The following is a 12,679-nucleotide window of genomic DNA, read 5'->3' on the forward strand; positions in this document are numbered from 1 at the left end:
CGGTACGACATCGCGACAGGCTTGCCGCGCTTACGCGAGATAGCCCGTGACGCCATCCCAAAGCAGTTTCACCGCGGCCAGCACCAGCAGCCCGTAGCAGGCGCGATAAACCTGGCGTTGATCCAGTTTCGCGTGAAGCCGCCAGCCGGCGACGACACCAGCAGGAATGGCACACAGGCAGACCATCATCACGATCCAGACATTGCCCGTCGGCCTGGCCAGCAGCAGCCATGGCACTGCCTTGGTTGCGTTACCCACGGTAAAGAACAAGCTTGTCGTTCCCGCATAGACTTCCTTGCCGAGGCCGAGCGGCAGCAGATACATGGCGAGCGGCGGGCCGCCCGAATGCGCGACCATCGTGGTCACGCCGGAGGCAAGACCCGCCGTGATCGCCTTTGGCGTCGAACGCGGACGGACCGTCAACGCCGCGCCTCCGGCCCACCACAGTCCGACGAAGATCAGCGTGATCGCCGCCATCACGATCGCGATCGCACGGTGGTCGAGGAGCCGGAAGGTCAGATAGCCGACGCCGATGCCCGTCACGAGTCCCGGCAAAAGCAGCATCAGGTCCGGCTTCGACCAGGTCGAAGGCTTCCAGTAGCGCAATGCGAACAGATCCATTGCGATGAACAGCGGTGCGAGCATGCCGCCCGCGGTCACCGGATCCATCACCAACGACAGCAACGGAATACCGACGATCGAAAAGCCGCCGCCGAAGGCCCCTTTCATGAACGAGATCAGGAACACGCCCGTGAAGGCGATGAGTATCGTGATGAATGTCAGTTGCAGATCCATTCCGGTCGACGAAATCATCGCGATGACCTCGCGCGGTCGGCGTCACACACGCCCAACAGGCGTGAAAGCCCCGTCGTCCTTCTCGCAGACGCAGGGTGGGCGGTCATCGAAGCGGTGAAAGGCATATTGCGTCTCCATGAATGCTCCGAGGACAATCCGACGCCCGCGCGGATTTCGTCGAAACGAGGCGCGTGCACATTGGCCGTGGAAGCTGGGCAATCCCGATACAATCGGGCGATGAAGACAGAATGCACCGGCGTGCAACTCGGTACAATCAAAACATTGATCTCGGTGCAATATATATTGAACTCGGTGCATTGAATGTCCAAATCCGAATATCTGAAGTTGGCCGACACGATCGCCGCGGACATTGCCGCCGGAACGCTCAGGCCGGGCGACCGGCTTCCTCCCCAGCGCAATTTCGCGGACCAGCGAAAGATCGCCGTGTCGACGGCCAGCAGGGTCTATGCAGAGTTGTTGCGGCGAGGGCTCGTCGTCGGCGAGGTCGGACGGGGAACGTTCGTTTCGGGCGACGCAAGGCGCGGCGCAGCGGCGCCGGGCGAACCGCGCGATGTCCGGATCGATCTGGAGTTCAATTACCCGATACTTCCCGACCAGACGTCGCTCATCGCGAGAAGCCTGAGCGGGCTCGAAAGCGGTGCGGAGCTCGCGAGCGCCCTGGGTCAGGCAACCAGCAGTGGAACGCCCGCTCTCAGGAACGTCTCCGCCGCATGTCTGGCGGGCAACGGTTGGGCGCCTTCTGCCGAGCAGCTGGTCTTCACGGGGAACGGACGACAGAGCATTGCCGCCGCGGTCGGCGCCATTGTTCCGACGGGCGGGCGCTGCGGCGTCGAAACCTTGACCTACCCGTTCATCAAGGGCATCGCGGCTCGCCTCGGTATCACGCTGGTCCCGCTCGCGATGGACGAAGGCGGCGTGCGCCCCGACGCCGTACTCAAGGCGCACCGGGAAGCGAATCTCTCGGCGATCTACATTCAGCCCGCCATCCAGAATCCGTTGGGCATGACGATGAATGCCGCGCGACGGGAAGATCTGTTGCGCGTCGTGGAAAAGCTCGGCATTCCGATCATCGAGGACAACGTGTACGGCTTCCTCGACGACCAGCCGCCGCTTGCCGCCCTCTCGCCGGACAATTGCATCGTGATCGACAGCCTGTCGAAGAAGGTCGCGCCGGGGTTGACGCTCGGCTTCATCGTGCCGCCGCATCGGTTGCGTGAAACCGTGATGGCGTCGGTGCGCTCGGGTGGATGGACGGCATCGGGATTTGCATTTGCCGCCGCGCAGCGCTTGATGAGCGACGGTACGGTTGCCGAACTCGCCCGACTGAAACGCATCGATGCGGTGGCTCGTCAGAAGCTGGCCGCCGACCGTCTGTCGGATTTCGACATTCAGACGAACGGCAAATGCTTTCATCTGTGGTTGACGCTGCCGGCCCATTGGCGCTCGCAGGCGTTGGTCGCAGCGGCAGCCCGGCGCGACATCGCGTTGACGCCCTCGACCACCTTCGCGGCCGCGCCCGGCCATGCGCCGAACGCCGTCAGGCTGGCGCTTGCCGCACCCACGATGGACCAGCTCGACGCGGGTCTGCTCACGCTGAGCGGAATCCTGAATGCAAGAGAAGAGGATTTCGATTCGACCGAATGAGCGCTGCGCCGAGACGCTGGACTGGCCTCTCGCGCGTGGCCGTCGGACGGTCGTTCGGCACCGACGCCCTCAACGCAACGCTCAAGCCGCATCGATTCGGGCGCGGGCGCTCGGAAACCTCGGGCCGGCACATCTGGCCGAGCCGGAACCGCGCTCCCGGCGGCTTGAAGATACGGCCGACGCGGAAGCCAATATCGAGTGACGTTTTGTATTCCTGCCCGCTTCGGGCGAGCTCACGGCCGTCGATTCCGTCGACGGCCAACGACGGCTTCCGGTCGAAGCGCATCGGACCCGCGGTGGCCGTCGACCCCTTCCGAAACGCACATCGCCCGCCTCCGTTGCCGGAAGGCGGGCGATGAAGGTTGCCGCTTATGGGAAGCCGCAGGCGATCGTCGCGAATGCGTCAACCCGGTTGTCCCGGCACGGCTTCCCCACGCAACGAACACCCGCGCGTCTCGATCACCGCCAACAGCGCGACCAACCCGACCGCGCACGCGGCCATCATGTAGTAAGCGGGAATCAGCGCGTTGCCGGTCTTGCCGATCAGCCAGTCGTTGACGATCGGCGCGGTGCCGCCGAACAGCGACGTCGACACGTTGTACGCGATCGCCATGCCCGCATAGCGGACGTGGGTCGGGAACATCGCCGGGAACATCGCGGAAATGGTGGCGAGCTGCGGCACGTAGAGCACGCCGAGCACCGCGAAGCCGATGAACGCGCCGAGCGGGCCGTGCGTCATCAGCGTGAACATCGGCACGGCCGCGACGAACAGCCCGACGAGCGAGAACCACCACATCGTCTTGCGGCCGACGCGGTCCGACAGCCAGCCGGCGAACGGCAGCAGCACCATCATCGCGAGCATGCCGATCAGCGGAATCAGCAGCGACATGTTCTCGCTCACGCCGAGCTCCTTGTGCATGTAGGTCGGCATGTACGCGAGCAGCACGTAGTTGACGACGTTCAGCGCGACGACCAGCCCGCCGAGCAGCAGCAGCGGCTTCGCATAGCGCACCAGCAGCAGCCGGATCGGCAGCGCGGCGGTGGCGTTTTTCTCGCGGCGGTGTGCCTGTTCCTCCAGTTCGCGGAACACCGGTGTTTCCTCGAGGCGCGAGCGCAGGTAGAAGCCGATCAGGCCGAGCGGCGCCGCGACGAGGAACGGCAGGCGCCAGCCCCACGCATGCATCGCCGAATCGCCGAGCAGCAACGCGAAGCCGAGCATCAGGAACGCGCCGAGCGAGAAGCCGGCGAGCGTCGCGAATTCGAGGAAGCTGCCGCACAGGCCGCGCCGTGAATCAGGTGCGTATTCGGCGATGAAGGTCGCCGCACCGCCGTATTCGCCGCCGGTCGAGAAACCTTGCACCATGCGCAGTACGATCAGCGCGGCCGGCGCGAGCCAGCCGGCCGTCGCATAGCTCGGCAGCACGCCGACGAGCAACGTGGCGCCCGACATCGTCAGGACCGTCAGCGCGAGCACGCGCTTGCGGCCGAGCCGGTCGCCGAGCGGACCCCAGAACAGGCCGCCGAGCGGGCGGATCAGGAACGAGATCGCGAACGTGCCGAGGGCGAACAGCGTCGCGCTCGCGGTGTTGCCGGGAAACAGCGCGGCGGAAATGTATGCGAGGCCGTACGCGTAAATGCCGTAATCGAACCATTCGGTCGCATTGCCGAGGGCGGCGGCCGCGATCGCGACCCGCGGCAGGCTGTGCGGCTCGTCGCCGCGTTGGGTGGTCGCATCGTCGGGAATCGACGACGCGGCGGAAACGGAAGTCCACGATGGCACGTATCGCATGAGGGGTCCTCGCTATCAGCATGCGCCCGGGCGGGCGCCGACGAGGATCAAAGTAATCCCGTCAATTTGCGATGCCGGATGTCATAGGACGATGTGGGAATCGGGGTTTTCCCGCGCTGCGGCGGGGCGGCCCGCCGCGGCCGTGGCCGGCTCTCCGCGGCGCCGACTGGCGAACGGCGGTAAGCTGCGCGCTGCCACGCCGGATTCCTCGGACCGTGCCGCGCGTGGCGTCCCTTTTTTCACCCTTGATCAGGAGCGCATATCGTGGCGACCTACATCGTCTTTACGCGGGAAAGCACGCTGGACCAGCATGAGCTCGACATCTACGCGAGCCAGGTCGGCGCGACCCTTGCCGGCCATCCGGTGAAGGTGCTCGCCGCCTATGGGCCGCAGGAAATCCTCGAGGGGGAAGGCCCGGAAGGCGTCGTGATCGTCGAGTTCCCGTCGAAGGAGGCCGCGCACGCGTGGTATCGCGGCCCCGAGTACCAGGCGGTCGTCCAGCACCGGTTCAAGGGCGCGCGCTATCGCGCGGTGCTGGTCGAGGGCGTCTGAGCGCGGCCGCGCGCGCCCGTTACCGCACGTGCGGCAGCAGCGCGCGCAGCCAGTACGACACGGCCACCGCGCCGCCGTCCGGCGTGCCGATCGCGCGCTCGCCGAGATAGCTGGCGCGTCCCGCGCGCGGCGTCATGCGCGTCGTTTCCTCCGCGCCTCGTTCGGCCGCTTCGACGGCCGCCGCCCACGCGCTCGCGGGATCCCGATCGCCGTCGAGCGCGCGACCGAATGCGTCGACGGCCGGCACCAGCGCATCGAGCATCGTCCGGTCGCCGGCCTGCGCGCCGCCGAGTTCGCTGATCGCATCCACCGCTGCGCGGAACGCCGCGGCCCAGTCGCGCGGCGACGGCTCGGCGCCATCGGCGACATCGGCCAGCCGGCGCGACGCGCGCAGCAGCGCGGTCGCATAGAACGGCCCCGAACTGCCGGCGATCGCGCGGCGCAACGCGGCGCCGAGCGCCGCGAGCGCACCGGCCGGCGTGCCGTACGCGGTGTCGGGTAATTCGAGGATCGCCTGCGCGGCGCGCCGCATGCTCGCGCCGAGATCGCCGTCGCCGGCTGCCGCGTCGAGATCCGTCAGCGTCTGTTCGTGGTCGATCAGTGTCTGCGCCACCGCGTGCAGTGCCGGTTGCAGGCGCGCGGCCCACGCACGGCCGGTCGCATCGAGCGGCGGCGGCGGCGCGTCCTGCGACGCGGGAGCAGCCACGCGAATCCGTGTGTTCACGAGGCCGCCGCCCGGCCAGGCGCGCGCCTGCGTCGGCGCGTCGAGCAGCGCCGCGCGTTCGTCGTTCAGCCGCAGCACCGAGATCGAGCAGCCCGGCATGTTCAGCGCGGACAGGAACGTACCGGCCCATGCGCGCGCGACGACGATGCCGCGCCGGCTCAGGTTGTCGAACGCGGCGCGCAGCACGATCGCGAGCTCCATGTCCGGCGTCGCGCCGAGGCCGTTGACGAACAGCGCGACGCGTTCGTCGCGGTCGAGCACGAGATCGGCGACGATGCTCGACAGCAGCGTGTCGGCCAGCGCGTCGGCCGGCAGCGGCGCGCGGCGCTCGACGCCTTTCTCGCCATGGATGCCGAGGCCCAGTTCGATCTCGTGATCGGCGAGGCTGAAGCCCGACTTGTCGGCGCCCGGGATCGTGCAGCCGTCGAGCGCGACGCCCATCGTGCCGAGCTCGGCCGCCGCGTCGCGCGCGATGCTCGCGACGCGGGCAAGCGGCAGCCCGCGCGCGGCGGCCGCGCCCGCGAGCTTGTGGATCAGCACGGTGCCGGCGATTCCGCGCCGCTGGCCGCGCTCGACGCGGCCGCGCAGCGACACGTCGTCGGCGACGATCACGGTTTCGACCGGAATGCCTTCCGCGCGTGCGAGTTCGGCGGCGAGCCCGAAATTGAGCCGGTCGCCGGTGTAGTTCTTCACGATCAGCAGCGCGCCGTTCGGGCCGGCGCTCGCGCGGATCGCGGCGAGCACCGCGTCGGTCGACGGCGACGTGAACACTTCGCCGCACACGGCCGCGCTCAGCATCCCTTCGCCGACGTAGCCGCCGTGCGCGGGCTCGTGGCCGCTGCCGCCGCCGGACAGGATCGCGACCGGCCGCTGCGACGGCTCGGGCAGCGGCTGGCGGACGAGCACGTGCTCGTCGCCGAGGATCGCGAGATGCGGCGATTGCCGTGCGATGCCTTCGAGCATTTCTCGCACGACGTCGGACGGGCGGTTCACAAGCTTTTTCATGGCGACGGATTCCGGACGGGTGAACAGGGCTCGGCCGGGCGCGCACGGGCGCCGGACGGCTTTCGTGTTGCGGAGGTTCGTGCGTGCGTTGTTGCCAGTCGCGGATGGTCGCGTAACGGGCGACCGGTGCGGGGCGGACAACGAAGCGTACGCTTCGCGCCAAGATACATCAGGTTCGGACGTTGCGGCGCGGATCGCGGCGCGATGGCGCCGGGGCGGAGCGGCGGCGCGCGCCGGATGCCGCTATTTCAGCGCGGTGATCGCCTTCGCGCGAATCAGCCGTGCCCGCAGCACGTTGCGGCTGATGCCGAGCAACTGCGCGGCGCGGATCTGGTTGCGGTGACTGAATTCGAACGCGACACGCATCACGGTGTCCTCGATGTGTTCGAACAGGCTGCCGTGCCCGTCGTCGAACAGGTCACGCAGCGCATGCTCGAGCGCCGCCTGTGCATCGGCGGACGAATCGGCCACCGGCGCGGCCACGGCCGGTACACACGGCGGCGCGATGTGCAGGTCGCTGTCCTGCAGCACGTCGTGACGGCTCACGAGCAGCGCGTGATGGATCACGTTCTCCAGTTCGCGGATATTGCCGGGCCAGCCGTGTGCCTCGAGCCGGCGCTCGGCGCGCGGATCGATGCGGCGCGGCCCGCCGCCGAGCCGGTCGCGGTACATGTCGAAGAAGTGGCGCGCGAGCGGCAGGATGTCGCCCGGCCGCTCGCGCAGCGGCGGGACCGCGAGCTGGACGACGTTGAGCCGGTAGAACAGGTCGCCGCGAAACTGCCCGGCCGCGACCGCCTGTTGCAAGTCGACGTTGGTTGCCGCGACCACCCGTACGTCGACGGGAATCCCGGTGCGTGAACCGAGCCGCACGACCTCGCGCTCCTGCAGCACGCGCAGCAGTTTCACCTGCATCGCGAGCGGCAGGTCGCCGATTTCGTCGAGAAACAGCGTGCCGCCGTGCGCGGCTTCGAACCAGCCGGGCTTCGCGCTGAATGCACCGGTAAACGCGCCTTTCTCGTGGCCGAACAGTTCGCTATCGACGAGCGTTTCGGAGAACGCGCCGCAGTTCACCGCGACGAACGGCCCGTCGCGACGGGCGCCGAGCTCGTGCACGTGCCGTGCGATCAGTTCCTTGCCGGTGCCCGTCTCGCCGACGATCAGCACGTTCGCGTCGCTCGGCGCGACGCGGCGAACCTGTTCGAGCAGCGCGAGCGAACGCGGATCGGCGAACACCTGCACCTGTGCGCCGGCCTGCGCGTGACGTTCGGGCAGCGTGCGCACGGGCGCCGCGGCTTGATGGCCTGCGGGGTCGCGGGAAGCGGTAACGACGCGAAGATTGAGCGGGCGCGGCGATGCGGAAATGGAAGTCATGGCGATGAACCGTTGGATGGCCGGGCAGTGCGGACCGGCTGCTGCGTGGTCAGCAGAGTGTTGAACGTTTCGCCGCGCGCGAGAAGCATCGATTTCTGATAACCAAAGCGCGATTGCTGCGGAACCCGCAATGGCGCGGAAGAGCGGCGGTGCAGTGATGTCACGGCATCAAATTCAGCGCTATCGCACGCGATGCGCTGCTGCCTGATCAGCAGCGCATCAGCAGACCCGCTGCACCGGATTCATCGCGTGACGGAATATCGATGTGAAGCGCGAACCGGAACGCTTTCCACTGCCGCGCATTTGGTCGAGCGTCATTTCTGACGGGCGATGGCAAGAAACTTCGCGGTGCAGACGGAATTTCCGTCACGCAGCCGCACCGATGGCACGCTCCTTGCTGCCCCGAACCGGTATCGCCGCATTGCACGCGGCTCCACCACGGGAACGCATTGCATGAGCCACACCCTCAACGTCGTCGCGATATCGGGCAGCCTGCAGCGGCCGTCGCGCACGCTGGCGCTGACCGACGCGATCGTCACGGCGCTCGGCGCCGCGCTGCCGATCGAGACGCGATTGATCGAACTCGGCGAGATCGGCAGCCGGCTGGCCGGCGCGCTGACGCGTGCGCAGGTGCCGGACGATCTCGATGCGCTGATCCGCGCGATCGAGACGGCTGACGCACTCGTCGTCGCGAGCCCGGTGTATCGCGCGTCGTACACGGGCCTCTTCAAGCACCTGTTCGACCTCGTGCGCCACGACGCGCTCGTCGACGTGCCGGTGCTGCTCGCGGCCACCGGCGGCAGCGAACGCCATGCGCTCGTGATCGATCATCAATTGCGCCCGCTGTTCAGCTTCTTCCAGGCGCGCACGCTGCCGATCGGCGTGTATGCGTCCGAAAGCGATTTCGACCAGTACCAGATCGCCAGTCCGGCGTTGCGCGAGCGCGTCGCGCTCGCCGTGGCGCGTGCGGTGCCGCAACTGCGCGCGCCCGCGCTTTCCGCCGCGGCCGCGTAAGCCGCTTTTTTCGTTTCCCCTTCGACCAGGACACCTTCATGAGCCTTCCCGACCTTTCCGCCGATGGCGTCAAATTCGCGTACTGGGTGCCGAACGTCAGCGGCGGCCTCGTCGTCAGCACGATCGAGCAGCGCACCGACTGGAGCCTCGAATACAACCAGAAGCTCGCGCGCACGGCCGAGGCGGCCGGCTTCGACTATGCGCTGAGCCAGATCCGCTTCACCGCCGGCTACGGCGCCGAATACCAGCACGAGTCGGTATCGTTCAGCCAGGCGCTGCTGCATGCGACGACGAAGCTCAAGGTGCTCGCCGCGATCCTGCCGGGGCCGTGGCATCCGGCCGTGGTCGCGAAGCAGCTCGCGACGATCGACCACATCTCGAACGGGCGCATCGCGATCAACGTCGTGAGCGGCTGGTTCAAGGGCGAATTCACCGCGATCGGCGAGCCGTGGCTCGAGCACGACGAACGCTATCGGCGCTCGAAGGAATTCATCCAGGCGCTCAAGGGTATCTGGACCCAGGACAACTTCACGTTCAAGGGCGACTTCTATCGCTTCAACGACTACACGCTCAGCCCGAAGCCGGTGCAGAAGCCGCATCCGGAAATCTTCCAGGGCGGCAGCTCGCGCGCGGCGCGCGACAACGCGGCGAGCGTGTCGGACTGGTATTTCACGAACGGCAATACGCCGGAGAACCTGAAGGCGCAGATCGACGACATTCGCGCGAAGGCGGCGGCGAACAACCATCGCGTGCGCATCGGCGTCAATGCATTCGTGATCGCGCGCGACACCGAGGAAGAAGCGCAGGCCGTGCTCGACGACATCATCCGGCATGCGCACGTCGAGGCCGTGCACGCGTTCGGCGATGCGGTGAAGCAGGCCGGCAAGGCGTCGCCCGAAGGCGAGGGCAATTGGGCGAAATCGACGTTCGAGGATCTCGTGCAGTACAACGACGGCTTTCGCACGAACCTGATCGGCACGCCGCAGCAGATCGCCGAGCGGATCGTCGCGCTGAAGGCGATCGGCGTCGATCTCGTGCTGGCCGGGTTCCTGCATTTCATCGAGGAAGTCGAGTACTTCGGCAAGCGCGTGCTGCCGCTCGTGCGCGAACTGGAGGCGCAGCGGCAGGCCGTGGCCGCGTGATGCGGGCCGCCGCCCGCGCGCGGCCCGCGATCGTGCGGGCTCGCGCGGCGGCACGATGCTTACGCGATGCCTGCCATCTTCGACGCTTCGATCATCATCTCCACGCCGAGGCCGCCGAGCACCGCGCCCATCGCCCAGCGCTGCGCGAGCAGCAGCGTCGGGCGGCCGTGCAGGAACTTCGCCAGGCTGCCCGAGCAGATCGCGACCAGCCCGTTGGCCGATGCGAACGCGGCGATCAGCAGCGAGCCGAGAAACAGCGACTGGCCGAACACGCTGCCGTGTTTGTAGTCGATGAACTGCGGCAGCAGCGACACGAACAGCATCGCCAGTTTCGGGTTCAGCACGCTGGTCGTCGCGCCCATCGCGAGCAGCCGCAGCGGCTGTTCGTTCGGCAGCGTCTTCACCTCGAACGGCGAGCGGCCGCCCGGCCGCACCGCCTGCCATGCGAGGTACAGCAGATAGGTCGCCCCGACCGCGCCCAGCACGCTGCCCGCATAGGGCACGCTCATGAACAGCGTCGTGATGCCGAACGCCGCGGCGAACATGTAGAACAGGTAGCCGAGCATCACGCCCGCGAGCGAAACGAGCCCCGCCGCCCGCCCTTGCGCGATCGAGCGCGACATCACGTAGACCATGTTCGGCCCCGGCGTGACCGCGAGCATGCCGCCGATGACGAGAAATCCGTAAAGCGATCCGGACGTGTGCATGTTTTTCGCTTCCTGCGTCGAATGAGTGCTGACGGAGTTCATTGTCCGGCGCTGGAGGCGAACAGTAAAACGGGATAAACTGAATCGATTGATCAGTTTTTCTGAACCAAAATGAAGAAGCTCGACCTCGATGTGCTCGCGATGGTGGTGGCTGTCGCGGAATCCGGATCGTTTGCGCAGGGCGCGCAAATCGTGCACCGGTCGCCGTCGGCGGTGAGCATGCAGATCAAGACGCTGGAAGACGCGCTCGGCAAGCCGCTGTTCATCCGCGACACGCGCAACGTGACGCCGACCGACGACGGCAGGATGCTCGCCGACTATGGCCGCCGGATGCTCGCGATGCGCGACGAGGCGTGGGCATCGGTCGTGCGTCCGGAGATCCGCGGCCGCGTGACGATCGGCGTGCCCGACGACTACATCTCGTCGCTGCTGCCGCAGGTGCTCGGCAAGTTCGCCGCGATGCATCCGCGCGTGGAAGTGCGCGTGATCGGCCAGCCGAGCAGCGCGCTCGTGCCGATGCTGAAGGACAACACGGTCGATCTCGCATGCCTGACCCGCGTCAAGGGCGTGTCCGGCGAGCTGATCCGGCTCGAGCCGATCGTCTGGACGGGATCGGCGAAACGGAACGTGTGGGAGGAGCGGCCGCTGCCGGTTGCGCTGTTCTCGCATGGCAGCATGGCGCGCGACCATGCGATCAAGGCGTTGAACCGGCGGAAGATTCCGTTCCGGATGTCGTATGAAAGCCCGAGTTTCCTCGGGCTGCTCAGCATGGTCGAGGCCGGCCTTGCGATCGCGCCGCTCGCGCGCTGCTGCGTGCCCGATCACCTGTTGCAGCTGTCGGAGAGCCACGGGCTGCCGTCGCTCGGCGAACTCGAGGTCGTGCTCGCGCGCAGCGCGCAGTCCGCGCGGCCGCCGTGCGACTACCTTGCCGAGCAGATCCTCGGCGAATGGCGTGCCTGACCGGCACGTCGCCGGAAGCGCGTCAACACGACGTCAGCAGCCATTCACGGAACGCGACCAGCGACGGCAGCGTTTCGTTGCCCGGCGGGTAGACGAGGTAATAGCTGCGCTGGCTGGTAATCGCGTCGCCGATCGACACGAGCTCGCCGCGGCTCAATTCATCCTCCACCAGCACCTTCGGCACCAGCCCGATTCCCATTCCCGCGCGCACGGCCTGGATCAGGTGCGACGTCAGCTCGAAACTCGGACCGATCCGCATCTGGCGATGATCGAGCCGATAGTGCGAGAACCACTCTGCCCAGGCCTGCTGATTGCTCGTCACGCCCAGCAGCGTCTGCTTTGCGGCCCAGGCCGGCGTGCGCGCGTCGGCCTTGCGACCGCGGCCCGTGTCGGGCGGCGGCGCGATCGCGATCAGGAACTCGTTGTACAGCCGGTGCGCGTGCAGGCCGGGCCAGTCGCCGGCGCCGACGGTGATCGCCGCGTCGAGGTCGTCGTGGAGGAAATCGATCGCACCGATCCGTGAATGAAGGTGCACGGTCACGCCCGGATGCGCGGCGTAGAAGCCGTGCAGGTGCGGCAGCAGCCATTTCGAGCCGAACGTCGGCAGGGTGGCCAGCCGCAGCGTGCCGGCGCCGGCCTGGTGCGACATCGCCTGCAGCGTCGCGCCCCGAATGCGCCCGAGCGCGCCGCTCAGCTCGGCGAAGTAGCGGCGGCCGACTTCGGTCAGCTTGACCGAGCGGCCCTCGCGCCGGAACAGCGGCACGCCGAGCTGATCCTCGAGCGTCTGCACCTGCCGGCTGATCGCGCTCTGGCTCAGCGACAGCTCGTCGGCCGCGCGCGTGTAGCTTTCATGCCGCGCGGCGGCCTCGAATACGAGCAGCAGCGACATCGACGGAGTGAGGCGACGGTAATTCATGAGTTTTATGCAAGGTTCGCCGGGTAAGAATTCGTTTGT

At 67.5% G+C, this 12,679-nt stretch carries 11 protein-coding genes; 5 read left to right on the plus strand and 6 right to left on the minus strand.

What is annotated here, in order from left to right:
* Positions 1-30: 30 nt before the first annotated feature.
* Positions 31-813 (minus strand): sulfite exporter TauE/SafE family protein, encoded by a 783-nt coding sequence (locus HWX07_RS05550; protein ID WP_175875532.1) that lies wholly within the window; start codon positions 811-813, stop codon positions 31-33.
* Between the two features lie 303 nt (positions 814-1,116).
* Between HWX07_RS05550 and HWX07_RS05555 the strand changes: the two genes are divergently transcribed.
* Positions 1,117-2,460, plus strand: coding sequence for a PLP-dependent aminotransferase family protein (locus HWX07_RS05555; protein ID WP_175875533.1), 1,344 nt, complete (start codon positions 1,117-1,119; stop codon positions 2,458-2,460).
* A 403-nt stretch (positions 2,461-2,863) separates the two neighbouring features.
* On the opposite strand, the gene HWX07_RS05560 is transcribed toward HWX07_RS05555, so the two are convergent.
* Complete coding sequence (locus HWX07_RS05560; RefSeq protein WP_175766710.1) at positions 2,864-4,249, minus strand: MFS transporter; 1,386 nt, start codon at positions 4,247-4,249, stop codon at positions 2,864-2,866.
* A 264-nt stretch (positions 4,250-4,513) separates the two neighbouring features.
* Here HWX07_RS05560 and HWX07_RS05565 point away from each other — a divergent pair, with 264 nt between their 5' ends.
* Positions 4,514-4,801, plus strand: coding sequence for a DUF1330 domain-containing protein (locus HWX07_RS05565; protein WP_175875534.1), 288 nt, complete (start codon positions 4,514-4,516; stop codon positions 4,799-4,801).
* 19 nt (positions 4,802-4,820) lie between these two features.
* Here the strand turns inward: HWX07_RS05565 and dhaL are convergent, their stop codons facing one another.
* Together dhaL and HWX07_RS05575 are read right to left on the minus strand one after the other, a co-directional pair.
* Positions 4,821-6,530, minus strand: coding sequence for a dihydroxyacetone kinase subunit DhaL (dhaL, locus tag HWX07_RS05570; protein ID WP_175875535.1), 1,710 nt, complete (start codon positions 6,528-6,530; stop codon positions 4,821-4,823).
* Positions 6,531-6,773: 243 nt separating this feature from the next.
* Positions 6,774-7,901, minus strand: a complete 1,128-nt coding sequence (locus HWX07_RS05575) for a sigma 54-interacting transcriptional regulator (protein WP_175875536.1) — start codon at positions 7,899-7,901, stop codon at positions 6,774-6,776.
* Positions 7,902-8,354: 453 nt separating this feature from the next.
* Here HWX07_RS05575 and msuE point away from each other — a divergent pair, with 453 nt between their 5' ends.
* Together msuE and sfnG are read left to right on the plus strand one after the other, a co-directional pair.
* Positions 8,355-8,915, plus strand: coding sequence for an FMN reductase (gene msuE / locus HWX07_RS05580; protein WP_175875537.1), 561 nt, complete (start codon positions 8,355-8,357; stop codon positions 8,913-8,915).
* A gap of 38 nt (positions 8,916-8,953) precedes the next feature.
* Positions 8,954-10,057 (plus strand): dimethylsulfone monooxygenase SfnG, encoded by a 1,104-nt coding sequence (gene sfnG / locus HWX07_RS05585; protein ID WP_175875538.1) that lies wholly within the window; start codon positions 8,954-8,956, stop codon positions 10,055-10,057.
* Positions 10,058-10,116: 59 nt separating this feature from the next.
* Here sfnG and HWX07_RS05590 read toward each other — a convergent pair whose 3' ends face one another.
* On the minus strand, positions 10,117-10,764 hold the full coding sequence (locus HWX07_RS05590; protein ID WP_175875539.1) for a LysE family translocator: 648 nt from the start codon (positions 10,762-10,764) through the stop codon (positions 10,117-10,119).
* Between the two features lie 111 nt (positions 10,765-10,875).
* On the opposite strand from HWX07_RS05590, the gene HWX07_RS05595 reads away from it, so the two are divergent.
* Positions 10,876-11,724 carry a LysR substrate-binding domain-containing protein gene (locus tag HWX07_RS05595; protein ID WP_175875540.1) on the plus strand — a complete coding sequence of 283 codons (849 nt, stop codon included), beginning with the start codon at positions 10,876-10,878 and terminating at the stop codon, positions 11,722-11,724.
* 22 nt (positions 11,725-11,746) lie between these two features.
* On the opposite strand, the gene HWX07_RS05600 is transcribed toward HWX07_RS05595, so the two are convergent.
* Positions 11,747-12,640, minus strand: a complete 894-nt coding sequence (locus tag HWX07_RS05600; RefSeq protein ID WP_175875541.1) for a LysR substrate-binding domain-containing protein — start codon at positions 12,638-12,640, stop codon at positions 11,747-11,749.
* Positions 12,641-12,679: the final 39 nt, after the last annotated feature.

It is taken from the genome of Burkholderia sp. BCC0097 (assembly GCF_902832985.1).
Classification (GTDB): domain Bacteria; phylum Pseudomonadota; class Gammaproteobacteria; order Burkholderiales; family Burkholderiaceae; genus Burkholderia; species Burkholderia orbicola.